Here is a 26,042-nt window from a genome sequence, read left to right as displayed (position 1 = left end):
GGCACTTTCAGGACGTGAACCGGCGCTTCGATGACGTTTTCCAGTACCGTCATGTGGGACCACAGATTGAAGTTTTGGAAAACCATGCCCAGCTTGGTTCTGATCCGCGCCACTTGTTTCTGGTCGGCGGGTTCGGGTTGGCCGCTCTTGGTTTTGGTCATGGCAATCACTTCGCCGTTTACGGTGACGGTGCCGGCGTTTGGAATTTCCAGCAAATTCAGGCAGCGCAGGAAGGTGCTTTTGCCTGATCCGGATGAACCCATCATCGAGATCACGTCACCCTTGTGGGCGGTCATGGAGACGCCTTTAAGAACTTCGACATTGCCGAAGCTTTTATGAATGTCATGAACATCGATAGCAGGTGTTGATGCTTCCAACCGGCGGCTCCCTTGAATTCATTGTTATTCAGACAGTCAAAAGGCCGCAGACCAATCTGTCAAGACCGGGCATCATGATTAATTTGACATTTTCTAGACGACCGGTCTAAAATTTTCACTGTGACTGTCATAGACAATCCCATGCGCGGCCCAGGGCGGCCCCCCAAGACTGACGGCTCGGGCCTTGAAACCCGTGAGCGGCTGGTGCGTTCCGGCATAGAGATTTTGACCGAAAAGGGCTTCGCCAGCACCGGCCTTGACGAAGTGTTAAGGAAGGTTGGTGTGCCCAAGGGATCGTTTTATCACTATTTTTCAAGTAAGGACGATTTTGGACGGGCCGTGATTGACGGATACGCCGCCTACTTCGCCCACAAGCTGGACCGTTGGTTGCTCGATGAAACCCGTTCCCCGCTGCAGCGGCTTCGGGATTTTGTCGAAGACGGCAAGGACGGCCTCAGGCGTTTTGAATTCAAGCGTGGTTGCCTGATCGGCAACATGGGACAGGAATTGGCTGGCACTCACGAAGAATTCCGCGCACCGCTAGACGATGTCTTCCTGGACTGGCAATCGCGTGTCGAGCGATGCCTGAAAGAAGCCGTCGCCTTGGGAGAGCTATCGTCCGGTGCTGATTGCGCCAAATTGGCGGCATTTTTCTGGATCGGTTGGGAAGGTGCGATCCTTCGCACCAAACTGGTTCGCAACACCAGCCCGGTTGATCTTTTTGCGGACACTTTTTTTGCGGGACTTCCCCGCTAAATCATCCCTACTGAAACCCGTTACTTAGGAATAAGGAATAGACCCATGACAAGCGAACGACCAGAAATAGTCGCCTTAGGCGAAAAACCCGAACTTGGCGTCGTGCCGGAAAACATGCATGCCTTTCTGGTTCGCCAAGACCGTTTTGGCGTACCTGAAGACGCCTGGCAGCGTGAGGTCATTCCGGTGCCTGAAATTGGCCCCAAGGACGTGCTGGTTTACGTCATGGCGACGGGCATCAATTACAACAACGTGTGGGCGGCGCTTGGCTATCCTGTCGATGTTATTGCCGACCGCCAAAAGAAAGGTGAACCCGAGGACTTTCATGCTGGCGGCTCCGATTGCTCAGGCATCGTTTGGGCGATTGGCGAGGAGGTAGAAAATGTAAAGATCGGTGACGAAGTCGTTGTTCATTCCGGATGGTGGGAGCCTGAAGACCCATGGGTGCTTTCAGGCAAAGACCCGATGCTGGCATCGTCAGTACGTATCTGGGGCTATCAGACCAACTACGGCTCATACTGCCAGTTTGCAAAAGCCCAGTCACACCAGTGCCAACCGCGCCCGCAGCACCTGACCTGGGAACAAAGTGCGTGTTATTTGCTGTGCGCTTCAACCGCCTATCGCATGCTGATGGGATGGGCGCCACACACTATTGAAGAAGGCGATGTTGTTCTGGTCTGGGGTGCTACCGGTGGCCTTGGATCGCTTGCCTTGCAGATCGTCAAAGCCAAGGGCGGCCTGCCGGTCGCCGTTGTTTCCGACGAGGATAAAAAGCAGTTCTGCCTGGATAACGGGGCCGTTGGGGTGATCAATCGAAACGACTTTGATCATTGGGGTCCCATGCCGGACACTGCGTCAGATGAATGGGGTGCCTGGGCCAAGGGTGCCCGGAACTTTGGCAAGGCCATCTGGGAAGCTGTTGGTGAACGCAAAAGCCCGAAAATCGTTTTTGAACACCCCGGTGAAGCGACTTTGCCGACCTCTGATTTCGTTTGTGATACTGGCGGCATGGTCGTTATTTGCGCCGGCACCAGCGGCTACAACGTGACCATGGATTTACGTTATCATTGGATGATGCAAAAGCGCTTCCAGGGGTCCCACCTTGCCAACGACGATCAGGCCAAAGCGGTTAATGATCTGGTCCTCGCTAAACAGATGGACCCTTGTCTTTCTGAAACCTATTCGTTTGATGAGATTGGCCACGCCCATCAACTGATGCACGACAACAAGCACCCCTACGGCAACATGGCCTGCCTTGTGAACGCCACTGAAAAAGGGCAGGGTGCGTCCTAAATGACCGACGACAATCAATTTACCGCCATTTTGCTGGAGCAGGATGGCGGGGCCGTGAATGCCTCTATCCAAACATTGAACGATGATCAGCTTCCTGATGGTGATGTCACGCTCGCCGTTAAATATTCGACGCTGAATTACAAGGACGGCATGATTTTGGCCGGTCTGGGTCGGATCGTGCGGGATTATCCGCATATTCCGGGCATTGATTGCTCGGGCACCGTCATCGCGTCTGACTCAGCCAATTTCAAACCCGGAGATGACGTCATCATGACCGGTTGGCGTTTTGGCGAACTCCATTGGGGTGGGCTTACGACGAAAACGCGGGTCATGGCGGAACATCTGGTGCCGTTGCCGGACGGCATGTCTTTGGAACACGCCATGGCCATTGGCACTGCGGGACTGACGGCGATGCTGGCAATCATGACACTGGAAGAACACGGCCTGAGCCCTGATAACAAGGGCGATGTGCTGATTACCGGGGCGGCTGGCGGCGTCGGTTCCATCGCCACCGCCGTGCTTTCCGGGCTCGGTTACCGGGTTGCGGCCTCGACAGGCCGGGCCGAAACCCATGACTACCTGACCGCCCTGGGCGCCACGAGCATCATTGATCGGGCCGAACTGGCCGAAGCGCCACGCGGCCCGCTGGCCACGGAACGCTGGTCCGGCATTATCGACAATGTCGGTGGTGATCAACTGGGCAATATTCTCACCGGGCTGGCTTACTGGGGCGGTTGCGCCTCCGTCGGCAACGCCGGTGGCATCAAGTTTACGGCGACGGTCATCCCGTTCCTGCTGCGCGGCATTAATTTGTTGGGTATCGATTCCAACACCTGCTCGCTGGATCGGCGACAGGCAGCCTGGGCAAGGCTGGCCAGGGAGCTCCCTACAGAAAAGTTGGAATCCATGATTAACCGGGTCGGACTTGCCGATACAATCGACCTGGGCGGCAAAATTCTCCAGGGTCAGGTCCGTGGACGGACCATTATCGACGTTAACGGCTGATCTTTAAGTCCTTGATTCAAAAAGGTCCTTGTCCCGCAAATGCCGGGGCATGGGCTTTTTTCTGATTCTGGCCCCCGATTTGCATTGTTTTTTAAGGTGAGGGCGCAATTGGGCCCCTCGCGGGACATCGGGAGAGAACAGATGCTGAAACGAATTTCAGGGCTTGCCGTCACATTATTCGCCATAACCTTGCTGGCAGCTTGCAGCAATATGACCCAGTATGAACAACAGGTTGAGGATTTCGAGCCTGTCTATTGCTATAAATCCATCGGTTCAGTGCAGTGCTACAAGGAACCAAAGTACAGCGATTCCCGCCGCCTGGTTAATTTCTACGGCCCCGCGCCCAGAACCTATGACGCCCCGGACGCGCCTGATTACGCTGCGCCCAAGGCACCCAAAATGATTGATTACTGGGTCAAGGACCCGGAGCCCGTTCCCCAGGCAGCACCGGCGAAGGACACAGGTCTCAAAGCTGAAGCGGCGCAAGCGACACTGGCTGCGAGCCCGCCTGAAAGCGCAGACGTTTCCTTCATGGATGGCCTGATGCGCTCGATCTTTGGCAAGCCTGAACTGGTCAATAAACCGGTGGCGGTTGCTGTTGTTCCGGCCCCGGTTCCGGCAAGTGTTCCTGTGGCTGTTGATTTGACCATCGAACCCCTGGCATCGGCCAGCCCGCCCCTGCAACCGGCTCCCGCCGCCCAGCCGCTGATTCCGGTGGAAACGGGAACCCTGTAAAAGCGACGGCTGCTTAGGGGCCGTCAGTCCGCTTGACACCCCTCTGTCTTTCGCCCTATATCCCTCTCTCCGCCGCCCCCGATAAGGGCGGCAGGACATAATGGCGGAGTAGCTCAGCTGGTTAGAGCAGCGGAATCATAATCCGCGTGTCGGGGGTTCGAGTCCCTCCTCCGCTACCAAATTCCATAATGCCTGGATTTCAACGGGTTCACGAGGCGGCTATTAAGCCGCCTCTGTTGCATGTGGAGCACCCCGGTGTAACGGTTTCTAGACAAACCCTTATGATTGTCCGTTCTTCGATAACGAATACCTGCGACTTAGCAACAGGTTTAATCAGAAATAACGGGGGCATGAAAGGTTTAAGCCTCAATGTCTGCTAACGCCCTCAAAGCGGACATTGATATCTGTGAGAAAATGGCGGTTTCGAAAATACGTTGTGAATCTGAGGTATAATTAAGTATAAGGTGTCCGATTGTGTTTTGCCTCAATAGAGGCGACGTAAGGATCGTTCCCAACTCACGCTAATTTTCCCTGGCACCCCCCTTTCAGGGGACGCGTTCATCCATTCATTATTTTGGGCTTTCAATGCATCTCAGGAACTGGCAACAAAAAATCATCGATAAATTCCCGTCGATTATTAGTCAATACCGCAGATTTATCCTGAAAGCGCCAACTGGCGCAGGCAAGACCGTGCTCGCGAGCGAGATTGTGGAGCGGTTCTATAAGGACAAGAAGATTGTCGTTCTCTGCCACCGACTTGTGCTGTTGGAACAACTCGAAAAGGCTCTCAGCAAGAAACACACTGTTCGCAAGTTAGCAACTTCCGACACGGGGCATGCTTTTGAGGGTTACGATATTTTGCTCTCGACAAATATGCGCGCCAAGGAGATGTTAGCGGACGCTATATCGAAGGCCGATCTCATCATTGTCGACGAGGCGCACCGTGTATCGCCCAATGGAACAGCCTACAAACGGATCATTGATAATTTCAACGAGAACGGTAAAGCCGAGGCTCACTTTATAGGGCTGACAGCTTCGCCTGAACGAATAACAAACGATCAGCGTGACCAGCTTAATCTTGCCTTCGATACCATTATCGATTGTGCAAATATTGAGGACTTAATTGAAGAGGGTGTTCTGGTGCACCCGGTCTACCGGCCCCATTTTGTGCATGACCTGGACCTGGATAGCATTGATATCAGTTCGGGTGATTTTCCGGTCACTAAACTGGCTCCTGCAATCATCAAATCATCGATGATCGACTATGCGACATGGAGTTATAACGAAGAGCGATTAAAGGTTTCAGGGAAACCCATCTCGGCCTGGTTCTGCGCCGATATCAGTGTTGCGGAAGTAACATTGCACAAAATACAGCAATTCGGCATCAAGGCCACGATCATCACCGCCGGGACGTCGATCAAGGAGCGAATGAAGCTTTTGGCCCGCCACGAACGCGGCGACATTGAGGCCATGGTATCGGTGGGAGTGCTCGCGGAGGGCTGGGATAATCCCTATTGCAACATCATCGTCCATCTTCGCCCTACCTTGTCGAAGGTGCTGTGGGGCCAGTCAGTGGGACGTGGATTGCGTTCGGCACCGGGCAAGGACAAATGCATTGTCATCGATGTTAGCTCAAACTGGAGCACATTTGGTCCAGTGGAAAAATTAGAATGGAGCCTTTGGAGCACACGACGTTCTCATATGAAGTACATGAACCGGTTTAATTGGATCGGTCGACAGCAAGACGGTGAAGAAGTCTCCGATACTTATTTGCTGTGTAAAAATGAATTGGCGAATAAAACGCGCTGCTCTCACATTTACAAGAAAAATGCCTATGAAGATGACACCTGTCCTGTCTGTGGCACTTATGCGGCAACCGATATCTACAAGGAGCAGAAACTCGCAAGTTCGCTGAACGAAGGCGGCTTGCACCGGCTGTTCTTTGAGCGGGCGCCAAAAGTTTATGGCGAGATGAACCTGTCTATTTGGGAAAGCCTCGGCGGGACGGCATGGAAATCAGCAACCGATAAAGAAAAGATATTTCTCGTTTTTTGTATGGCTTTCGCAGAGGTTTCGGGCGATGAGACAAAATCAGAATCCGATTATTGGGACGCGGCCTTGGCAGCAGAAACGCATATCCGTACCTATATGGTGAAAAATAAATTCTGGATTAAAAAACAGGAAGATTTTGAACTCTCGCTCATCGCAGATGGCATGCTCGCCGGCAATCAAATTAGAACCGTACATGCCCATTATGGAATTTCACTTTGCGGCATTGCATTCCAAACCCACACGCCTGCTGAAAATGAACGCAAATACCAAAAGGCTATCAAAATTGCTGAAAGGCTCGCCATGCTTGGCTGCTCTTCACATGACAGCTTACCCTATTTCAACGCCACCGATCATTTGACGGCATGATAGTTGGAAACGGAGGTGGTGACACAGTCATGAGCGACATTAATCAACAGTGTCCGTTTTGGGTCATTTCCGGACCTAATCACCCACTTGAAATGACGTCCGCTCTACCGCCTAAAAGCGAACATTCCGATACCCTTCCTGAAATGTTGTAGGATCAGGGGGTGTTGCCGACGAAGTTCGTTAAAGAATGAGAAAAAGGGAACGATGAGCATATTCAGCATTAGTGCGATCCTTGTGGGGCTTTCTGCCTTGTTCGGCTATATCAATCACCGGTTTTTGCGCCTGCCACACACGATCGGGCTGGTGGTGATCGCGCTTGCTGCTTCGCTGTCGATTATCGGATTTGATCTGATCCAACCCTCCGTTCACATTGCTCAGAAGGTCACCGGCGTACTTCGTCAAATCGATTTCAATGAAACCCTGATGCACGGGATGCTGAGCTTCCTGTTGTTTGCCGGTGCCTTGCATGCCGATTTCTCCGCCATCAAGACCCGGCGTTTAACAATCGGCGTAATGGCGTGTCTTGGCACTTTGATTTCGACCTTCGTGGTTGGGACGGTGATGTGGTTCCTGTTGGGATTGTTTGAGATTGAGTTCCCCTTTATCTGGGCGTTGGTATTCGGCGCGTTGATCAGCCCCACCGATCCGGTCGCGGTTCTCAGTCTTTTCAAAACCGTCGAGGTCCCCGACACCCTACAGGCTAAGATGGCCGGTGAATCGCTGTTCAATGATGGGATCGGCGTAGTCGTCTTTACGGTCGTCGTGGCGATCGCTCTTGCCGGTGGCGAACAGGGCGGCGACATGGGAGCGATCGAAATCATCGAACTGTTCTTTACCGAAGCGGTTGGCGGCGCGGTCCTGGGCTTGGCCGCTGGATACATCGGTTACCGCGCCATGTACGGGATCGATGATCCGAGCCTCGAAGTTCTAATCACGCTGGCGCTGGTGATGGTCACTTATGCGTTAGCCCTCTATCTGCATATGAGCGGACCGATTGCCATGGTGATCGCTGGCCTGTTTATCGGCAACCGGGGCGTTAAATACGCCATGAGCGAGCAAACCCGTGACTATGTGCTGACGTTCTGGACGCTGATCGACGAGATCCTTAATTCAGTCCTGTTTCTGCTTATCGGCCTGGAAGTGCTGGTCGTCGCCGAAAGCATCGACCTTTTGGATGTTGCCCTCCTGGCCATCCCCGTGACGCTCTTTGCCCGGGCGCTCAGTGTCACCATCCCTATCGCAATCCTCTCGCGCTGGAAAACTTTCACCAAGGGCGCCGTGCCGGTGTTGATATGGGGGGGACTGCGCGGCGGCATCGCGGTTGCCCTTGCCTTGTCCCTGCCGGACATTGAATACAAGCCCGCCATTCTGAGCATCACTTATGGCGTCGTCCTGTTTTCGATAATCGTCCAGGGTCTGACCGTAAAACCATTGGTTAAAAGGATGGTCCGTTGAATGCCCGCTTTGGGTCAGGAGCAGACCTAAACACCTGTTCGAAAAAACGTCCGCTTTACCCCTAAAAGCAGGCATTTTCTACACTTCCCTTCGTATTAGAGCGTTTGTAGGATCTTGAACAAATCCCTCCTCGGCTACCATTTTCAGCCCTTGATTTTCTTAGGAAAATTGAGGATTTTTTAATTTCAAAACCCGGTTTTCATGGGCTACGCGGATTGCGTCGATGCCCTTGCTGCCTTACTTGAGCATTTTGGCGAATTGGGGCCAGTAGACGACGACGCCGTAAATGATCCCGAAGAGCAGGGTCAGGTAGATCATGGGGACAATCCAGCCGATGATTTTTTTGATGGTGGCGCGGCGGCGCTTTTTCCTGGCTTTGCGATCGGTGACCCGCCTTTTGGCCTTTTTATTTCGCTTTTTCAGCCTCCTGGCTTCGGCCTCTTCCTTCTCTTTGGCCAGGTTATCTTCTTCCTCGCTGAGGATTTGTTTGCGGCGTTCGGAAACGCGCCTGCGGTCCTGGTTGCGACGTTCGGCCTGGGCGCCTTCAACCCGGCGCTTTTCCTCAAATTGTTTCTGTTTGCTGGCTTCGAGTTTACGGGCAATTTCGTCAGCCGGATCTGTCGCCTGACGGCGATCACCTTGACGCCGGTCATCATGGCGACGACCGCCCTTGCGACGTTCGTCACCGTGACTTGGCGTTTCTGCTGCGTTTTGGTTTCCGCTTTCGTCGCTCATGCGAGGCCCTTTCTCGCTGATTAACGTTTCCGTTGCCAATCACGCCAATAATTTCCCCATGCGTGTTGGTCAGGGCAGAAAGTATCGGGAAAATTGGTTAATAATTTGCTACCCGGTTGATTGAAGAACCCCGTTAATATAAATCTATTGTAATATAAAGGTGTCCTGGGGCCAGAATTACGTAAATTCAGATCGGTATTCTCCAACCTGTGTTGTGTGTATACTGTCACATCTGGCACCGGAGATATCAGGGGGATATCGCCTTGCAGCTGGAGAATTTACTTGTTTAATCGAAATTTTTTGGCGTTTTCTCTGTTTGTTTTCATCGTTGCGAACATTCCCGGTGCGCACGCTGATGAGCAAGTTTATATCTTAAATACCAGCACCGGCCCCCCCTACGCCACCAGTGCCCGCGATGGCTTTCAGGACAGGGTCGTTGCCGAGGTTTTTCGTCGCATCGGCCTTAAAGGCAAGGTTGAAATCTATGAAGCGTCGGCGCGCGCCCTGCTTAACGCCAATAATAATGTCGATCATGGTGTCGCCATGCGAATTGCCGGACTGGAAAAAAAATTTCCCAATCTGGTGCGCATTCCCGAACGCCTGATCGAGAATGATTTTGTCGCCTATTCCCGTGGTCTCGATTTAACAACAGACAGCTGGGACAGCCTGCTTCCTTACGTTGTCGGCTATATCAACGGTTGGCAGATTTTCGAGCGCAATCTGGTTGCAGAGCAGGAAAGCACCACGCTCAAGGAACCCTCGCAGATGTTCACCATGCTGGACAAAAAACGGCTCGATGTTGTGCTTTATGAACGCTGGCAGGGTTTTTCACGGGCCGCCAGCACCGGCGTTAAGGTGAAAGTCCATGAGCCGCCCCTGGCCAGTGTCGACATGTACATGTACATGCACAAGGAACATGCCCACCTGGTGCCTAAATTGGCCCAGGCGCTGAAGGATATGAAGGCCGATGGAACATACCGAAAAATATTTGACGAAATATTGACCCCTTTAAGCGAGGCAGGTCGTTAGTCGCCCGACAACATCATGTTGAATCTTTCCCACCCAAACAAAATCGCCTGGAAGATCATCGCGGCTATGGTCGTGTTTTCCTCGCTGATCACAATCGTGACGACGGCCATACAGCTTTATACGGAATATGGCCGTGATATCAGCGCCATCGAGATGCGTTTCGATCAGGTGGAAAAAAGTTACATTAATTCGGTCTCCGAAAATGTCTGGGAGGCCGACACCGGAAGGCTGGACTTGCTCATCGGCGGGATTATTGAATTTCCCAATTTCATTCATTCGGAAATCCGCGATGAAAATGGCGTTGTCCTGGCCGCCCAAGGCATCGTCAATGATGAAAACGTGATTATAAGAGAATATCCCCTGAGTTATAAATTTCGTGGCGCCGTTCATGACATAGGTGTCCTGGAAGTCACGGCGGGCCTCAGTGAAGTTTACGGTCGTGTTTTCGACAGGGTTTGGCTGATCCTCGTTTCAAACGCCATCAAGACATTTCTGGTCGCGGTCTTCATGTATAGCCTTGTCTATTGGTTGCTGACCCGTCATCTGGACGTCATCGCCAATGCTACCCGTGGCTTCGATTTTTCTATAAAGCCCGATCCTGTGACTGTCGAGCGCGGGGCATTGCTTAATCAGCACGATGAAATTGATGAACTCGTCGATGCCTTTAACAACATGCAAAAAAAACTCTATGACAGTTTTACCGAAGTTCGTGATCTGAACGATGAATTGGAAAGCCGGGTACTGGATCGCACCCAAAAACTGAGCGATAGAATTGAAGAGCATAAACGCACGGAAAAACAACTCGCAGAAAGCGAAGATAGACTGCGCGACATTGCAGAAGCCGGATCAGACTGGATGTGGGAAATGGATGCGGAGCTTCGCTTCACCTATATTTCTCATACCGCCAAGACTCATGGCGCACTTGATCTGGATTCCGTTATCGGTCGCCATCGCAACGAATTTTTTTCCGACGATGATGATGAAATCCGCATCCAGCACATGGATGATTTGCAAAATCAGCGGCCATTCCGGGATTTCTGTTACCAAATGAAGAACAATGAAGGCGGGATAACACACATTCGCATCAGTGGAAAACCGGCTTTTGACGAAAAGGGTGTGTTTATTGGTTACCGGGGCATCGGGACCAACATCACCCAGCAAATTGAAGCCGAGGATCGTATCAAAAAAGCAAATGATCAATTGCGTGTTCTGTCATCGGCCATTCAACAAAACCCCAGCATGGTGTTTATCACCGACAATCAGGGAAATATCCAATACGTCAACGACATCTTCACCAAGATGACCCTTTTTGAGACAGACGAAGCCGTTGGCCAAAACCCGCGTATTTTGAAATCCGCTGAAACGGCCCCGTATGTCCACAAGGAAATCTGGGAAACCATTACCAACGGCGAAACCTGGCGTGGCGAAATTCAGGATACGCGCAAGGACGGCACTTTGTTTTGGGCCAACGCCAATATTTCGCCCATCAAGAGCGAAGACGGCGAGATCACGCATTTTGTCGCAACCCACGAAGATATTTCCGTAAGGAAAGAGGCCGAATACAACCTGCTAAAAGCAACCCGGCGTGCCGAACTGGCCAACCGGGCCAAGACCGAACTGTTAGCCAATATGAGCCACGAGCTGCGTACCCCGCTCAATGCGATCATTGGCTTTTCGCAAGCCATTCTGGGGCAGCTCTTCGGTCCGCTGGAAAATGACAAGTACATGGAATATGCGGGTGATATTAATGAATCGGGCAATCATTTACTCAATTTGATCAACGATATCCTCGACATGTCGGCCATTGAGGCCGGAAAAGTTCACCTTCAGGAAGAAGAGATTTCCTTCATACATCTGGCCAAATCAACCGTACGCCTGATCACCCCAAGGGCAAACAGCGGCAAGGTTTCCCTGATTACAGATATCGATTCGGAGTTTCCCAACGTTTTCGTCGACGAACGCCGCATGAAGCAAATCCTGCTGAATCTGTTGAGTAATGGCGTCAAGTTTACCAAGCCCGGCGGAAGCGTCACCCTGAGCGCCCGTATCAACAATGATGGCGGCATGATGATGTCGGTCAAAGACACCGGGATTGGCATGGATGACAAGGGTTTGCAGACGGCGATGCGTGAATTCGGTCAGGTTGACGGTGGTCTTAACCGTAAAGAAGAAGGGACGGGACTTGGATTGCCATTGACCAATTCACTGGTCGATTTGCACGGCGGCACGTTCTCCATAAAAAGCGAAAAGGATGAAGGCACAACAGTGACTGTAATATTGCCGCCTGATCGCGTCGTTAGGGCAAGCTGAAGAATCCTTCGCCCGATATTTATTTTTTAATTTGATGCACATCATTTCATTATTTTGACCCCTACCCTACGGTTAGGGCGTTCATGTATCTAATTGTCCGGAGCAGTTGTTATGGAAATGATAACGACAGATGTTGTTATTATCGGTGCGGGTGGCGCCGGGCTTCGGGCTGCCATTGCCATCGCCGAAACCAGTCCTGATGTTAAAATTGCCTTGTTGTCCAAGGTCTATCCCATGCGCAGTCATACTGTCGCAGCTGAAGGCGGTGCTGCCGGGGTCGCCAAGGATGAAGACAGTTTTGAAAATCATTTCAACGACACGGTGGCCGGTGGCGATTGGCTGTGCGACCAGGACGCGGTCGATTTGTTCGTCAAGGAAGCGCCCAGGGAACTTACCCAATTGGAACATTGGGGTTGTCCCTGGAGTCGCGAGGCGGACGGCAGCGTTTCGGTGCGCCCGTTTGGCGGCATGAAGGTCGAGCGAACCTGGTACGCGGCTGATAAGACCGGCTTTCACATGCTCCACACGCTTTTCCAGACCTCGCTTAAATACCCCTCTATCGAACGATATGATGAATTTTATTCGACTGACCTTCTGGTCGTGGATGGCCATGCCCGTGGTGTCGCTGCCATTGAAATGCGCAGCGGGCAATTGCGGCTGTTCAGGGCTAAGGCGGTGATTATCGCCACCGGTGGGGCCGGGCGGATATTCCCGTTTACAACAAATGGCGCCATTAAAACCGGCGACGGCATGGCCATGGCTTACCGGGCCGGGGTCGCTTTGAAGGATATGGAGTTCGTCCAGTATCATCCGACAGGACTTCCCGGCACCGGCATTCTGATTACCGAGGGCTCTCGCGGGGAAGGCGGTATTCTGGTCAACAAGGATGGTTATCGTTATTTGCAGGATTACAATCTGGGCCCGCCCGATCCATGGCCGCGCAAGAAGGCTATGGAGCTTGGTCCCCGTGATCGCTTAAGTCAGGCGTTCTGGCATGAGCAGCAAAAGGGGCGAACCATTAGCGGGCCACATGGTGACGTTGTCCATCTGGATATTCGCCATCTGGGCGAAAAGAAAATCGACGAACGGCTGCCTCTGGTTCGTGATTTGGCGATCAGTTATGTCGGCGTTGATCCTGTCCATGAACCCATCCCGGTGCGTCCGGTTGTCCATTACACGATGGGCGGCATTGACAGCGACATTGATGCCAAGACCAGCCTGACGGGTTTGTTCGTTGCCGGTGAATGCGCCTGTGTCAGCATCAACGGCGCTAACCGTCTGGGTTCCAATTCACTGACCGAACTTCTGGTCTTTGGCAAACGGGCCGGACTGGCAGCCGCTAAACTGGCGGCAGCGGAAACATCCCACGTTGATGAAGCGGACATCCGTCAGCAGGCACAAAGCGCTCAAGACAGGGTAACCCGGTTGTATCAAAGCGCTGGCGGCGGCGAGAGCGTTTCGGGCCTGCGCCGGGAAATGAACACAACCATGGAAGCCGGGGCCGGCATCTACCGGACCGAAGAATCCCTGAGCCAAACGTGTTCCACGCTTGTCGGCATCCGTCACCGTTTTGCAAACATTGAACTGGAAGACAAAAGCAACGTCTACAATACGGACCTGATCCAGGCGCTGGAACTGGGTGCGATGATTGACGTCGCCGGGGCCATCGCCGTCTCCGCTCTCGAACGTAAAGAGTCGCGCGGTTCTCACCAGCGCCTCGATTTTGAACAGCGTGACGATGACAACTTCCTCAAGCATTCTCTTGCCTACTACGATGTCAGCGCCGACCCGCGCATCGATTACCGCGATGTCATCATCACACGTTCGCAACCCGGCGAACGGGTTTACGGGGGCAAACAGAAATGAGCGAACGGTTAATCGAGCTTGAAATCCTGCGCTATGATCCGGATAAGGACAGCGAACCTCATTTCCAGACATATCAGGTGCCCTGTCCGGAAGACTGGGTCGTGCTCGACGCCGTCAACTACGTCAAGGACGAACTGGATCGAACCTTAAGTCACCGCTGGTCCTGTCACATGGCCGTTTGCGGCAGCTGCGGCATGATGATCAATGGCGAGCCGACTTTGTCGTGCAAGTCGTTTATCCGCGACCTGCCCGACAAAATCCGGGTCGAGCCTTTGGCAAATTTCCCCATTGAGCGTGATCTGGTCGTTGTCATGGATGATTTCATGAACAAGCTGGGCAGCGTCAAGCCCTACCTTGTTCCGGTAGAGCAAAAAGCGCTCGAGGATGGTTCGTACCTGCAATCCCCGGCCCAGCTTAAAAAGTTCAAGCAGTACACCTTATGTATCAACTGCACGCTGTGTTACTCCGCGTGTCCACAGTACGCACATAACGAGGGGTTTGTCGGACCGGCGGCGCTGGCGCTGGCGCATCGGTATAATCTGGATTCCCGTGATGTCGGACGTTCAGTCCGCGCCGATGTTGTCGCCAGCAACGAAGGCATTTGGGAGTGCAGTTTTGTTGGGGCCTGCTCGGAAGTTTGCCCGGAACACGTTGACCCTGCCGGGGCCATCCAGCAGACCAAGATCGCCAGTACGCTCGACTATTTTCAGGACCTGATCACGCCGGGGAGGGATAAATGAGCCGCAATCCATATATCCGCACGATTTCCTCCACCTCATGGTGGCTCGCCCAGCCGCGCTATATTCGCTACATGGCGCGTGAAGTCAGCTGTGTGCTGATCGGTGCTTACACCGGGGTCGTTGTTGTTGGATTGCTGCGCCTGTCGGAAGGCGCTGAAGCCTGGGCCGGTTTCCTTGAAGCCATTCAAACACCCGTCAGTATCGTCTTCCATCTGCTCGCCCTGGCATTTGCTCTTTACCACACGACGACCTGGTTCAACGTCACGCCCAAGGCGATGCCGTTGCAATTTGGCGATACCCAGGTTCCCGGAAGCGTCATTATCGGTGCCCACTACGCCGGCTGGATCGTGGTTTCGGCGCTGCTTCTTTTCCTGGCGGGGGTGTAACCATGGCCCGTTCCAATAAACCCATCGTCTGGTCGCTGTTCGCCGCTGGTGGCACTTTTGCCGCCTTCGTCACGCCGGTGATGATTGTTATCACCGGGTTGGCGCTGTCCTTCGGCTTTTTGCCGCCAGAGGCCCTATCCTACGAGCGCCTGTCGGGTCTGATCGAAAATCCCATCGCAAAAGGGGTCGTCTTCCTGACCATCTTCCTGCCTGCCTGGCACGCCGCCCACAGGTTGCGCATCACCGCCCATGACTTCGGCGTCCGTGAAGATGGTCTGGTGAGTATTGTCTGTTATGGTCTGGCCAGTGCTGCGACCGTGATTGCTGCCTATGCCTTACTCAGTCTTTGAGGCAAGCGCCGATCTTCGTTAGTATTCTCTCATTCATAACCAGTCGCGGGAAAAGACTCTATGCAGCCTTTGAAAGAGTGTACGCCGGATGTCCTAAAGGCCATCAAGGTCGTGCTGTGCGATATTGACGATACCCTGACCTGGCAAGGCCGTCTGGGGGCGGATGCATACGGGGCCATGGAAGCCCTTCGCAGGCAGGGGTTTATTGTCATGCCGATTACCGGTCGCCCGGCCGGGTGGTGCGATCATATTGCCCGCATGTGGCCGGTTGACGGTGTGGTCGGCGAAAACGGCGCTTTTTATTTTCATTATGACGATGCCGCCCGCAAGATGGTTCGCCGCTACTGGCGCAGTGACGCCGAACGTCAGCAGGATCAAATCAAGCTGCAACAGATTGGCGGGCGCATATTAAGGGAGGTGCCCGGGGCGGCGATTTCAGCCGATCAGGCATACCGCGAGGCCGATCTGGCGGTCGATTTTTGTGAAGATGTTGACGCCCTTGGGCCCGAAGATATTGCCCGCATCGTCGCTATTTTTGAAGAGGAAGGCGCGATCGCCAAGGTCAGTTCGATCCATGTCAATGGCTGGTTTGGAAATTACGACAAACTGGCGATGACCCGAACCGCCCTGGCTGAAATTTTTCAAATTGATATAGACAAAGAAGCCCAGAGCATTGCTTTTGTTGGCGATTCCCCCAACGATCAACCGATGTTTGCCTTCTTTCCACTGTCGGTCGGTGTTGCCAACGTTATGGAATTTGAAGGGCAATTAAGCACCGAACCGGCATGGGTAACCCAAGGATCAGGCGGCACCGGCTTCGCGGAGTTTGCCAATTTTTTATTAACCACCAAAACGAACAAATAAGATAATCGACGCAATGATGTTTAACTTTTTCTTGTCATGATTGGGTTCGTCTGCGGCGCTGTGTTGTGCGTCGGCTGGATGCGCTGGCATGGTAAAAAGCCTGAGTTGGAGGAACTGGAGCGTTATCGCAGAAGCCAGGCGTTTTCCAATATCGGAACCTGGGATTTATCTTTTGAGGCTGAAACCTTGCATTGGTCTGATGAGGTATACGCGATGTTCGGCTATAAGCCGGGCGAGGTTACGCCGTCCTATGAGCTTTTTGGCAAAGCCGTTCATCCCGAAGACAGGCAGCGGGTCAAGGAAGCTGAAGAGAGATGTATCAAGCGCCGAGATACGCAGGACATTGAGTACAGGGTGATCTGGCCCAATGGCACCATAAGGTGGCTTCGCGAAACCGGTGATGTGCTTTTCGGTGAAGATGGCGAGGCGATAAAGTTTACCGGCACGGTCAGGGACATTACCGAAAACCGCAGAGAAATCGACCGTATCCGTCAGCTTGCCCATTTTGATGTGTTGACCGGCCTGCCCAACAGGACGTTGTTCAAAACCTGTCTGGATGAAGCCATTGCCCGGGCGAGTCGCCACAAAACCATGATTGCCCTGATCTTTATGGATCTCAATAAATTCAAGCCGGTTAATGACAGTTTTGGCCATGTGGTTGGAGACAAGGTACTGAAAGCCATTGCCGAAAGACTGACCCGCACGATCCGCAGTGTTGATACCGTTGCCCGTGTCGGCGGCGACGAATTTATCGCCATCCTGGAAGATTTTAAATCCGAGGCAGAGGTGGATATGGTGGTCGAAAAACTACAAGGCGTTTTCCATAAACCCTTTACCGTCGATGGCAAGGATCACGATGTCAGCGTCAGCATCGGCGTTAGTCGCTACCCGCAGGATTCAGCGGATATTGAAGAACTGATCAACATCGCCGATCAGGCCATGTATCAGGACAAGAAGCTGGAAATCTAACTTTCGCCGGCGCTGGGATTGTTGGGATGGGTTGTCCAGTTGGCGTACTCCATGACAATCGGCTTGCCGGTGCGGGGGTCGTCCCCTTCGGTCATCTGTACCATGTCGATACAACCTTCGACGGGGCAAATACTGGCGCACAGGTTGCAACCAACGCATTCCTCATCCTTGACATCGAAATAACGGATCCCGTCTTTTTCAATCGAGATGGCCTGATGGGATGTGTCCTCACAAACAATGTGGCAGCGACCACACTGGATGCACTTATCCTGATCAATACGCGCCTTGACCACGTAGTTCATGTTCAGATATTTCCAGTCGACGACGTTCTTAACCGCCGCACCCCTGAAATCATCAATACTGGAATAGCCTTTGCTGTCCATCCAGGTGTTCAGGCCATCGATCATTTCCTCGACGATTTTGAAGCCATGGGTCATGGCGGCGGTGCAAACCTGAACATTGCCGGCACCCAGGGTGATAAATTCCGCCGCATCTCGCCATGTGGAAATGCCACCGATTGCGGAAATCGGCAAATTGGCGGTTTCGGCATCACGGGCAATTTCGGCAACCATATTCAGGGCGATGGGCTTGACGGCGGGGCCGCAATAGCCACCGTGTGAACCTTGGCCATCGGTGCTGGGGTTGGGGGCCATATCATCCAGATCAATGCCGATGATGGAATTGATGGTGTTGATCAGCGAGACAGCGTCGGCGCCACCCTTTTGCGCCGCTTTAGCCGGGTTGCGGATATCGGTGATATTGGGCGTCAGCTTGACGATAACCGGCATGGATGTGGATTGCTTGCACCAGCGGGCAATGTTTTCAATGTATTCAGGGTCCTGGCCGATGGCCGCACCCATGCCGCGTTCGGACATGCCGTGCGGGCAGCCGAAATTAAGTTCGATGCCATCCGCTTCGGTTTCCTCAACCAGCGGCACAATGGCTTTCCAGGATGCTTCGGTAACCGGCACCATAAGGGAAACAACCAGCGCCCTGTCCGGCCACTCGCGTTTGACCTTTTTGATTTCCTGTAAATTGACATCCAGCGGGCGGTCGGAAATCAGCTCGATATTGTTAAAGCCGATGACCTGCCGATCAGCACCATGAAGGGCTCCGTAGCGCGGGCCGTTGACATTGACCACATGAGGTTCTTCGCCAAGGGTTTTCCAGACAACACCGCCCCAACCTGCCTTAAAAGCACGCACCACGTTGGTTTCGCGGTCTGTCGGTGGCGCCGAGGCAAGCCAGAACGGGTTGGGAGATTTAATGCCAAGGAAGTTGTTTCTTAGATCAGCCATTTTATTTCTCTCCCAAATACTTATCGATGGACATGGCGGCGACTTTTCCGTCTTCAACCGCAGCGACGGTCAGATCATCGCCACCATCAATGCAGTCACCACCGGCCCAGACATCGGGCAGGGATGTTTTTCTTGTCTCATCAACTGAAATGCGCCCGTTTTCCAGTTTCGGCCCGTCATTGCCTGTGAAAGCATCGCTCAGGAACATCTGGCCGATGGCTTTGAAGACCATGTCGGCAGCCAGTTCAAAGGTTTCACCAGTGCCGTTCAGTTTGCCCTGCCCGTCCAACTCAGTGCCTTCAAAGCTGATCGCCTTGACAGAGTCGCCATCGGCGACCAGTTCAGACGGTTTGGCCCAGTGAATGATTTTGACGCCCCGGGTTTGCGCCAGCTCCTGCTCATACCGGCTGGCTTTCATCTGTTCCTGGCCGCGCCTGTAAACGATGGTCACATCCTGGGCGCCCAGCAACTTTGTTTGCACGGCGATATCCACGGCGGTCATTCCGCCACCAATGACGACGATATTGCGACCGACGGGCAGTTTGCCTAAATCGATGGCCTGGCGTAGGTCGGCTATGTAATCGATGGCATTGATGACTCCGTCCAGGTCTTCGCCGTCAAGCCGCAGATCGTTGCTGCCGCCCAGACCTAAACCCAGAAACACGGCGTCGAATTCGTCACGCAGATCATTCAGGTCAAGGCCGCTGCCCAGCATCGAGCCGGTTTTGACCTCGATGCCGCCAATGGAAAGGATGAACTGAATTTCCCTGGCGGCGAAGTTGTTGGTTGATTTGTAGGAAGCAATGCCAAATTCGTTAAGACCGCCTGTTTTGCCCCGGCCTTCAAACACAGTGACCGCGTGGCCCAAGGATGCCAGCCTGTGGGCGCAGGACATGCCGGCGGGACCACCGCCGACGACAGCAATTTTTTTGCCTGTCTGGGCCGCCCGCTTGAAGGGGTGGTCCCCGGTTTCCATGTAAGCGTCTGTGGCATAGCGTTGCAGGTGGCCGATTTTGACGGGTTTGTCTTCGGCGGTCGCTCGAACGCAGGCTTCTTCACAAAGGGTTTCGGTCGGGCAAACACGGGCGCACATACCGCCCATGATGTTCTGGTTGAAAATGGTGCGGGCCGCGCCACCGGTATTGCCGGTGGTGATCTGGCGGATGAAAAGCGGGATGTCGATGCTGGTCGGGCAGGCGGTCATGCACGGCGCATCAAAACAGAAATAACACCGCGAAGCCTCGATACTTGCCTGATGATTGTTAAGGGGATCATGCAGATCATTGAAATTGCTGTCGTACTCTTGCGCTTGCAAGCGGCCTGTTGAAATTCCCGTCGCGGCTGAAGCGTTAGCCATAATCTGCCCTCCCAAAGACGATTTTTATCTGATGATCTCTATCAAACATAAACTTGACCAAACGGTCAAGTCTTTTATGTGTGCGGATTTAATAGAAACCTAGTGTTTGACCAGAACAAGTCCGGTTCCAACGACGATCAGGGCGACGCCCAGCAGCCGAAGTTGGGTGATCGGTTGTTCGCCATATCCAAACAGGCCGAATTTATCGTAGATCAGGGCGGCAATAATCTGACCGCATAAAACAAGTGATATCAATGAAGTAGCGCCAAGGCGAGGAGCCACATACATGGATGCGGCGACAAAAAAGACACCCAGAAAACCTCCCAGCCAACCCCAGTAAGGGGTTTTTTCGAGGGCCGCTGTAAAGGAAAACTCAGGCGCTACAAATAGCCGCAAAAGCGAAACAACAACGGCGCTGACGCACAGTGAAACAGTCGCCGCATTAAGCGGGCCGCCGATATTTGCCGATAAGGTGCTGTTGAAGCCCGGTTGGGTGACCAGCACGACGCCGCACATAAAAGCCAGCAGGGCAAATGTTCCAAGCGAAGTTAAAGATCCCATGGGCTTACTTGGTGCCGTACATGCGATCACCAGCGTCGCCCAGGCCGGGCATGATGTAGCCGTGATCATTGAGTTCCCGGTCAATGGCGGCTGTCACAATCGGCACATCCGGGTGGGCTTTCTGAAAGCTGTTAATACCTTCTGGGGCGGCCAACAAACAGACGAATTTGACCTTCTTGGCGCCCGCGTCCTTGACCTTCTGAACCGCCGCGGCCGCCGAATTGCCGGTCGCCAGCATGGGGTCGACAACGATGCACAAGCGTTCGTTCAGGCTGTGGGGCATCTTCATATAGTACTCAACGGGCTTAAGGGTGTCTGGGTCACGGTAGAGCCCGACATGACCGACGCGGGCAGAGGGGATCAAATCAAGAATGCCATCGAGCAAACCATTGCCGGCCCTGAGAATGGAAATCAGGCACAATTTTTTGCCGCCCAGTTTCGGTGAGGGGAAGGTTTCAAGCGGCGTCTCCGTATCGACCATCTTGATTTCCAGATCGCGACAGACTTCATAGGCGAGCAGCAGGCTGATCTCGCGCAATAACTGGCGAAACAGCGCCGTCGGCGTCGTTTTGTCGCGCATTAATGTCAGTTTGTGCTGGACCAGCGGATGGTGGACTACGGTGACATCGTTATCTGACATGATTTAAATTCTCCTAAAGCGAAAATGAGACGGTTTCATCGCCGTTGCCAAGTGTTACCACAGGTTCAGAGGCTTCTGTTCTGGCGATCACCTGACCACGCCGGATAACGAAAAGCCGTGCAGGGCGCAAACGCAATGCCTCAACAGGGTCGTGGCATTGCAGGATGACCATATCGCCGTGGCAGCCGATTTCCAGGCCGTAACCATCAAGACACATGGCCCGGGCGGCATTTTTGGTGACAGCGTCGTAGGCGGCGTTCATTTGACTAAGCCCGGTCATTTGCGCCACATGCAAGCCCATGTGGGCGACATCCAGCATATCGTGGCTGCCAAGGCTGTACCATGGATCCATTACACAATCGTGGCCCATGGCGACGTTAATACCGAACTCCATCAATTCTTTGACACGGGTCATGCCGCGGCGTTTGGGATAACTGTCGTGACGACCCTGAAGGGTGATGTTGATCAGCGGGTTGGCGATGGCGTGGATGTCAGCTTCAAGCATCAACGGCATCAGCTTGGAGACATAATAGTTGTCCATGGAATGCATGGAGGTCAGGTGCGAACCTGAAACCCGACCATTCAAGCCCAGACGCTGGGTCTCGCGGGCCAGGGTTTCGATATGGCGCGACATCGGATCATCGCTTTCGTCACAATGCATATCAACCAGCAATCCGCGTTCGGCGGCAATTTCGCACAGTTCCGTAACAGATTGGGCGCCATCGGCCATGGTCCGCTCAAAATGTGGAATCCCGCCAACCACATCGACACCCATATCGAGGGCCTTGAGCAGGTTATCGCGGGCCGTGGGCAGGCGCAGAAAACCGTCCTGGGGAAAGGCGACCAGTTGCAGATCGAGCCAGGGTTTGATTTCCTTGCGAACCTCAAGAAGAGCTTCTACGGCGAGTAGGCGGGAATCTGAAATGTCGACGTGACTGCGAATGGCCAAGGTGCCCCGGGCGATGGACCAGCGGCAAAAACGTAAGGCCCGGGCCTTGATCTCCTCAACGCTCAGGGTCGGTTTCAATTCGGCCCACAGAGCGATGCCTTCCAGAAGTGTGCCGCTGGCGTTGACCCGTGGCTGGCCGTAGGTCAGGGTCGCATCCATGTGAAAATGGGCATCGACAAAGGGCGGTGAAACCAGATGTCCGGCGGCGTCAATTTGTTGACCCGCCTCACCGCTTAAGTTCGCACCAATATCGGCAATCTTGGCGTCCTTGATGGCGATATCGACAAGGTTGTCGTGGGTGGCCAGACGGGCATTTCGGACGATCAGATCAAACATAGGCTATATCCGCTCCCCACGCCGGAATGGTGTAAGCAGCGCTTTTGGATAGCTGGCCCGGCGGGCCATCACCACCATAGCTGCAATACTTAAAACATAGGGTAACATCAGGAAGAACTGATAGGGAATAAGGCCCGCCGAAAATTGCTGGGCGCGCACCTGCATGGCGTCAAGACCGGCGAACAGCAAAGCGCCCAGCAGCGCCTTGCCGGGTCGCCAGGAAGCAAAAATTACCAGCGCTACACAAATCCAGCCGCGGCCATTGATCATGCCGAAGAAAAAGGCGTCAAAGGCCGACATGGTCAGATACGAACCACCGACCGCCATCAGCGCGCTGCCGGTAACGACGGCGCCGGTGCGGATGGACAGCACGTTAATGCCCTGTGCTTCCAGGGCCATGGGGTTTTCACCGGCCATGCGCACGGCCAGGCCGACCGGCGTCTTGTAAAGCACGTAGATGACGATGGGGACGATGGCGAAAATCATGTAGGTGAAGGGGGTATGTGAAAAAAGCGCCTCGCCCAGGAACGGCAGATCGGAAAGCCCGGGAATGTTGACCGGCTGGAAGGGGACGATCTTCGGCGGCGTCGTGCTGGAGGGCAGCATCATCCGGAAAACAAAGAAACTTAAGGAAGAGGCAAGCATGGTGATGCCAATGCCCGAGACATGCTGGGACAGGCCAAGATGGACCGTAAACAGGCTGTGCAGCCAGCCAAACATGGCCCCGATGAAGGCCGCAAACAGAAGGCCCGAATACAGGTCGCCGCCCTGATAGACCCACATCCAGCCAGCCATGGCGCCGATTGTCATGATGCCCTCAATACCCAAATTCAAGACCCCGGCACGCTCGCAAATCAATTCGCCAATGGTGCCTAAAATAAGTGGACAGGCGATACGGATGGTCGCAGCCCAGAACCCTGCGGTAAGGAAGACTTCCAGTATATCAATCACTTCAAACCTCCTCGCCTTAGCGGAACTTGATGCGGAAATGGGTCAGCATAAGACTGACCAGAACCGCCAGCACGGACACCGCGACCAGCACGTCAGCAATGTAATTAGGGATGTTGATGGCGCGGCTCATGGAATCCGCACCGACATAAATACCAGCCAGGAAGATCGCAGAGGCGATAACCCCCAGCGGGTGCAAATTGGCCAGCATGGCTACTGCGATGCCCGAGTAACCAAATCCCGGCGACAGGTCGAGGGTCAGATAACCCTTTAGGCCCGCGACCTCCGTCACGCCGGCAAAACCTGCCAGCCCGCCGCTTAGCAAGGCGACACGCAAGACCGTCAAATTAATGCTGATACCGGTGAATGTGGCGGCGGAAGGATTATGGCCAACGGCGCGAATTTCGTATCCCCAGACCGTGAAGCGCATGATCACCCAAACCAGCACCGCCGACACAATGGCGACAATCAGCCCCAAATGCAGGCGGCTTTTGGCCAGAATACGCGGCAATACGCCTTCATCGATGATCGGCGCGGCCTGCGGCCAGCCCATGGACATGGGATCGCGCAACGGGCCTTCCAGCAGATAATTGACGAACAGCAGAATGATAAAGTTCAAAAGCAGTGTGGTGACCACTTCATCGACTTTCAGTTTGGTCTTCAGATAAACCGGCAATGCCAGGGCGGCCCCACCGGCCAGTGCGCCCATCAGAAACAGGAACGGGATCATCAGCACCGGTGGCAAGGTGATCAGACCGGTACCGAAAAATGTCGCAGCCAATGCCCCGCAATAAAGCTGACCTTCGGCACCGATATTCCAGAACCGGGCCCGGAACGCGACCGCCGCGGCAAGCCCCGTTAACATCACCGGAGTCGCCCGCGTCAGGGTTTCGGCAAATCCAAAACGTGAGCCAAATGCCCCTTTAAACAATGCCGCATAGGCATCCCAGACAGACTCGCCGGTCCACAAAACAAGGCCCGACACCAACACCATGGCCACGGCAATGGCGGCGATGGGTGCCGACAGGACCATCCACATGGGGACATGCTCGCGCGGTTCCAGCCTCATGGGGATGCTCCCGGCATGTGTTTAAGGTCGCCCGCCATCATGATGCCGATATCCCGAACGTTCACATCCTTGACGGGCAGTGGGGCGCTGATCTGGCCGTGATAAATGACCGCGATTTTATCAGCCAGGACGAACAGTTCATCCAGATCTTCGGACACCAGCAAGATACCGGCACCGTCTCGTTTGGCGTCAAGAAGGCGTTCATGGACGGCGGCAATGGCCCCTTCATCCAGACCCCGAACCGGCTGGTTGGCGAGAATAAAGCGGGGATTATTTTGCAGGGTGCGCGCCAGAATCAGTTTCTGCATGTTGCCGCCCGAAAGTTGTTTGGCGGGCATTTCCATGGAATCACAGCGCACATCAAACTGTTCAATCAGGTGGTTTGCGAATTCCCGGCAGGCCTTGAAATTAATCAGGCGGCCATAATCCCACATGGGTTGTTCGCGCAGATTTTCGCTGATCAAATTCTCCCAGATGGTCATGTCGCCGACGACGCCTTTCTCGTGGCGATCTTCGGGGATGCGGCCCATGCCCATACCAATGAAGGCGCGCGGCGAATAATCTTCGACAACGTCACCGCTGATGCGAAGCTTTCCGGATGTCGGTTTGCTCAATCCGCTCAGCAAGTCGCCCAGGGCTGACTGGCCATTTCCGGCGACCCCGGCCAGGCCGATAATTTCATGACCATGGATGGTCAGGTTAACCCCGTCCAGCAAGGGCTTGTCGCCGCGGCCACCTGACAGGGTCACCTGGTCCAGTTCGACGACAGGCGGACCGGCTTTCATATGCTCGACTTTTGGCCGCGACACTTCACGCCCGACCATCATTTCGGCCAGGGTGTTGCGATCGGCATCTTTGGTGGCGATTTCACCAACCATCCGGCCCCGTCTAAGGACGTTGACACGGTCACTGATGGCCAGAATTTCATGCAGTTTGTGGGAGATAAAGATAATTGAAAGGCCGCCTGAAACCATAACCCGCAGAGTCTCGAACAAGTGATCGACTTCCTGCGGCGTGAGCACGGCGGTTGGTTCATCAAGGATCAGGATTTTAGCGTCCCGGTACAGAACCTTCAGAATTTCGACGCGCTGGCGCTCGCCAATGGACAAGTCGACAACCAGTTTGTCGGGCTCGATCTTCATACCGTATTTTTCGGCCAGTGCGTCCAGTTTGGCCCGCGCCGCAGCGGTGTCGGATTTCCACGCCATCAAGGGTTCGGTGCCCAGGATGATGTTCTCCAGAACACTTAGGTTTTCGGCCAGGGTAAAGTGCTGATGGACCATGCCGACGCCCGCTTCAATGGCGGCTTCCGGGGCACCAGCCGGCAGGGGATTGCCAAAGATTTCGATGCCCCCCTGATCGGCAACGTAGTGACCGAACAGGATATTCATCAGGGTTGTTTTGCCAGCACCGTTTTCACCAAGCAGGGCCAGCACCTCGCCTGCATCCAGGTTTAGTGAGATATTGTCATTGGCGACCAAGGATCCGAAATTCTTGGTTATGCCGTTGATGTTCAGTACCGTCATCGTCCCCCGACCCCTGACTATCGTGCGCTGGTTAAAAGGGGGAAGTTTTTAAATTTCCCCCTTTATGACA

The 26,042-nt window shown here is 53.9% G+C and carries 24 protein-coding genes and 1 tRNA gene; 15 read left to right on the top strand and 10 right to left on the bottom strand.

The annotated features are described in order from the left end of the window. The coding region (locus HOL66_05260) for an ATP-binding cassette domain-containing protein (GenBank protein ID MBT5243631.1) at nucleotides 1-296 on the bottom strand (296 nt) is incomplete at its 3' end. Nucleotides 297-518: 222 nt separating this feature from the next. Here HOL66_05260 and HOL66_05255 point away from each other — a divergent pair. The 7 genes from HOL66_05255 to HOL66_05225 all read left to right on the top strand — a co-directional run bounded on the left by HOL66_05255 (nucleotide 519) and on the right by HOL66_05225 (nucleotide 8,039). Beyond that, nucleotides 519-1,133 (top strand): TetR family transcriptional regulator, encoded by a 615-nt coding sequence (locus HOL66_05255; protein ID MBT5243630.1) that lies wholly within the window; start codon nucleotides 519-521, stop codon nucleotides 1,131-1,133. Nucleotides 1,134-1,178: 45 nt separating this feature from the next. After that, nucleotides 1,179-2,426, top strand: a complete 1,248-nt coding sequence (ccrA, locus tag HOL66_05250; GenBank protein ID MBT5243629.1) for a crotonyl-CoA carboxylase/reductase — start codon at nucleotides 1,179-1,181, stop codon at nucleotides 2,424-2,426. Continuing rightward, nucleotides 2,427-3,431, top strand: coding sequence for an oxidoreductase (locus HOL66_05245; protein ID MBT5243628.1), 1,005 nt, complete (start codon nucleotides 2,427-2,429; stop codon nucleotides 3,429-3,431). Nucleotides 3,432-3,572: 141 nt separating this feature from the next. Next, complete coding sequence (locus HOL66_05240) at nucleotides 3,573-4,166, top strand: hypothetical protein (protein MBT5243627.1); 594 nt, start codon at nucleotides 3,573-3,575, stop codon at nucleotides 4,164-4,166. A 102-nt stretch (nucleotides 4,167-4,268) separates the two neighbouring features. After that, nucleotides 4,269-4,345 (top strand) — tRNA-Met (locus HOL66_05235). A 406-nt stretch (nucleotides 4,346-4,751) separates the two neighbouring features. Beyond that, entirely contained in the window at nucleotides 4,752-6,584 is a 1,833-nt protein-coding gene (locus HOL66_05230) for a DEAD/DEAH box helicase (protein MBT5243626.1), read from the top strand. Between the two features lie 204 nt (nucleotides 6,585-6,788). Beyond that, nucleotides 6,789-8,039 (top strand): sodium:proton antiporter, encoded by a 1,251-nt coding sequence (locus tag HOL66_05225; protein MBT5243625.1) that lies wholly within the window; start codon nucleotides 6,789-6,791, stop codon nucleotides 8,037-8,039. A gap of 237 nt (nucleotides 8,040-8,276) precedes the next feature. Here HOL66_05225 and HOL66_05220 read toward each other — a convergent pair whose 3' ends face one another. Continuing rightward, nucleotides 8,277-8,774, bottom strand: coding sequence for a hypothetical protein (locus HOL66_05220; protein ID MBT5243624.1), 498 nt, complete (start codon nucleotides 8,772-8,774; stop codon nucleotides 8,277-8,279). A gap of 282 nt (nucleotides 8,775-9,056) precedes the next feature. Between HOL66_05220 and HOL66_05215 the strand changes: the two genes are divergently transcribed. The 8 genes from HOL66_05215 (at nucleotide 9,057) to HOL66_05180 (ending at nucleotide 17,288) form a co-directional block, all read left to right on the top strand. Next, nucleotides 9,057-9,803, top strand: a complete 747-nt coding sequence (locus tag HOL66_05215) for a transporter substrate-binding domain-containing protein (GenBank protein MBT5243623.1) — start codon at nucleotides 9,057-9,059, stop codon at nucleotides 9,801-9,803. Nucleotides 9,804-9,818: 15 nt separating this feature from the next. Further along, entirely contained in the window at nucleotides 9,819-12,113 is a 2,295-nt protein-coding gene (locus HOL66_05210) for a PAS domain S-box protein (protein MBT5243622.1), read from the top strand. A gap of 111 nt (nucleotides 12,114-12,224) precedes the next feature. Further along, a complete protein-coding gene (gene frdA, locus HOL66_05205) occupies nucleotides 12,225-13,979 on the top strand; it encodes a fumarate reductase (quinol) flavoprotein subunit (protein MBT5243621.1) in 1,755 nt (584 codons plus the stop codon). After that, nucleotides 13,976-14,719, top strand: a complete 744-nt coding sequence (locus HOL66_05200; GenBank protein MBT5243620.1) for a succinate dehydrogenase/fumarate reductase iron-sulfur subunit — start codon at nucleotides 13,976-13,978, stop codon at nucleotides 14,717-14,719. Before frdA ends, HOL66_05200 begins: the two co-directional genes overlap by 4 nt. Further along, nucleotides 14,716-15,105 (top strand): fumarate reductase subunit C, encoded by a 390-nt coding sequence (locus HOL66_05195; GenBank protein ID MBT5243619.1) that lies wholly within the window; start codon nucleotides 14,716-14,718, stop codon nucleotides 15,103-15,105. The genes HOL66_05200 and HOL66_05195 overlap by 4 nt, the downstream gene beginning before the upstream one ends. Nucleotides 15,106-15,107: 2 nt before the next feature. Beyond that, nucleotides 15,108-15,455, top strand: coding sequence for a fumarate reductase subunit D (locus tag HOL66_05190; protein ID MBT5243618.1), 348 nt, complete (start codon nucleotides 15,108-15,110; stop codon nucleotides 15,453-15,455). A gap of 60 nt (nucleotides 15,456-15,515) precedes the next feature. Further along, on the top strand, nucleotides 15,516-16,319 hold the full coding sequence (locus HOL66_05185; protein MBT5243617.1) for an HAD family phosphatase: 804 nt from the start codon (nucleotides 15,516-15,518) through the stop codon (nucleotides 16,317-16,319). A 36-nt stretch (nucleotides 16,320-16,355) separates the two neighbouring features. Continuing rightward, a complete protein-coding gene (locus HOL66_05180; protein ID MBT5243616.1) occupies nucleotides 16,356-17,288 on the top strand; it encodes a sensor domain-containing diguanylate cyclase in 933 nt (310 codons plus the stop codon). Here HOL66_05180 and preA read toward each other — a convergent pair. The 8 genes from preA to HOL66_05140 form a co-directional block, all read right to left on the bottom strand. Continuing rightward, on the bottom strand, nucleotides 17,285-18,586 hold the full coding sequence (preA, locus tag HOL66_05175; protein MBT5243615.1) for an NAD-dependent dihydropyrimidine dehydrogenase subunit PreA: 1,302 nt from the start codon (nucleotides 18,584-18,586) through the stop codon (nucleotides 17,285-17,287). The two genes, HOL66_05180 and preA, sit on opposite strands and share 4 nt — an antisense overlap. Nucleotide 18,587: 1 nt before the next feature. Further along, nucleotides 18,588-19,943: an NAD(P)-dependent oxidoreductase gene (locus HOL66_05170; protein ID MBT5243614.1), complete on the bottom strand. Its 1,356-nt coding sequence runs from the start codon at nucleotides 19,941-19,943 to the stop codon at nucleotides 18,588-18,590. A gap of 99 nt (nucleotides 19,944-20,042) precedes the next feature. After that, on the bottom strand, nucleotides 20,043-20,504 hold the full coding sequence (locus HOL66_05165) for a DMT family transporter (protein MBT5243613.1): 462 nt from the start codon (nucleotides 20,502-20,504) through the stop codon (nucleotides 20,043-20,045). Between the two features lie 4 nt (nucleotides 20,505-20,508). Continuing rightward, nucleotides 20,509-21,144 (bottom strand): uracil phosphoribosyltransferase, encoded by a 636-nt coding sequence (gene upp / locus HOL66_05160; protein MBT5243612.1) that lies wholly within the window; start codon nucleotides 21,142-21,144, stop codon nucleotides 20,509-20,511. A 13-nt stretch (nucleotides 21,145-21,157) separates the two neighbouring features. Next, entirely contained in the window at nucleotides 21,158-22,429 is a 1,272-nt protein-coding gene (locus HOL66_05155) for an amidohydrolase family protein (protein MBT5243611.1), read from the bottom strand. A 3-nt stretch (nucleotides 22,430-22,432) separates the two neighbouring features. Further along, nucleotides 22,433-23,377, bottom strand: coding sequence for an ABC transporter permease (locus HOL66_05150; protein ID MBT5243610.1), 945 nt, complete (start codon nucleotides 23,375-23,377; stop codon nucleotides 22,433-22,435). A 19-nt stretch (nucleotides 23,378-23,396) separates the two neighbouring features. Beyond that, nucleotides 23,397-24,446: an ABC transporter permease gene (locus HOL66_05145; protein ID MBT5243609.1), complete on the bottom strand. Its 1,050-nt coding sequence runs from the start codon at nucleotides 24,444-24,446 to the stop codon at nucleotides 23,397-23,399. Beyond that, the gene (locus HOL66_05140; protein ID MBT5243608.1) at nucleotides 24,443-25,972 is read right to left on the bottom strand and encodes an ABC transporter ATP-binding protein; all 1,530 of its coding nucleotides are present in this window, start codon (nucleotides 25,970-25,972) and stop codon (nucleotides 24,443-24,445) included. The genes HOL66_05145 and HOL66_05140 overlap by 4 nt, the downstream gene beginning before the upstream one ends. Nucleotides 25,973-26,042: the final 70 nt, after the last annotated feature.

The sequence above is a fragment of the Rhodospirillaceae bacterium genome (genome assembly GCA_018662005.1).
Classification (GTDB): Bacteria; Pseudomonadota; Alphaproteobacteria; order Rhodospirillales; family JABHCV01; genus JACNJU01.
Note: the sequence above shows the minus strand (reverse complement) of the source record. Positions and strands in the feature narration are given on the sequence as shown.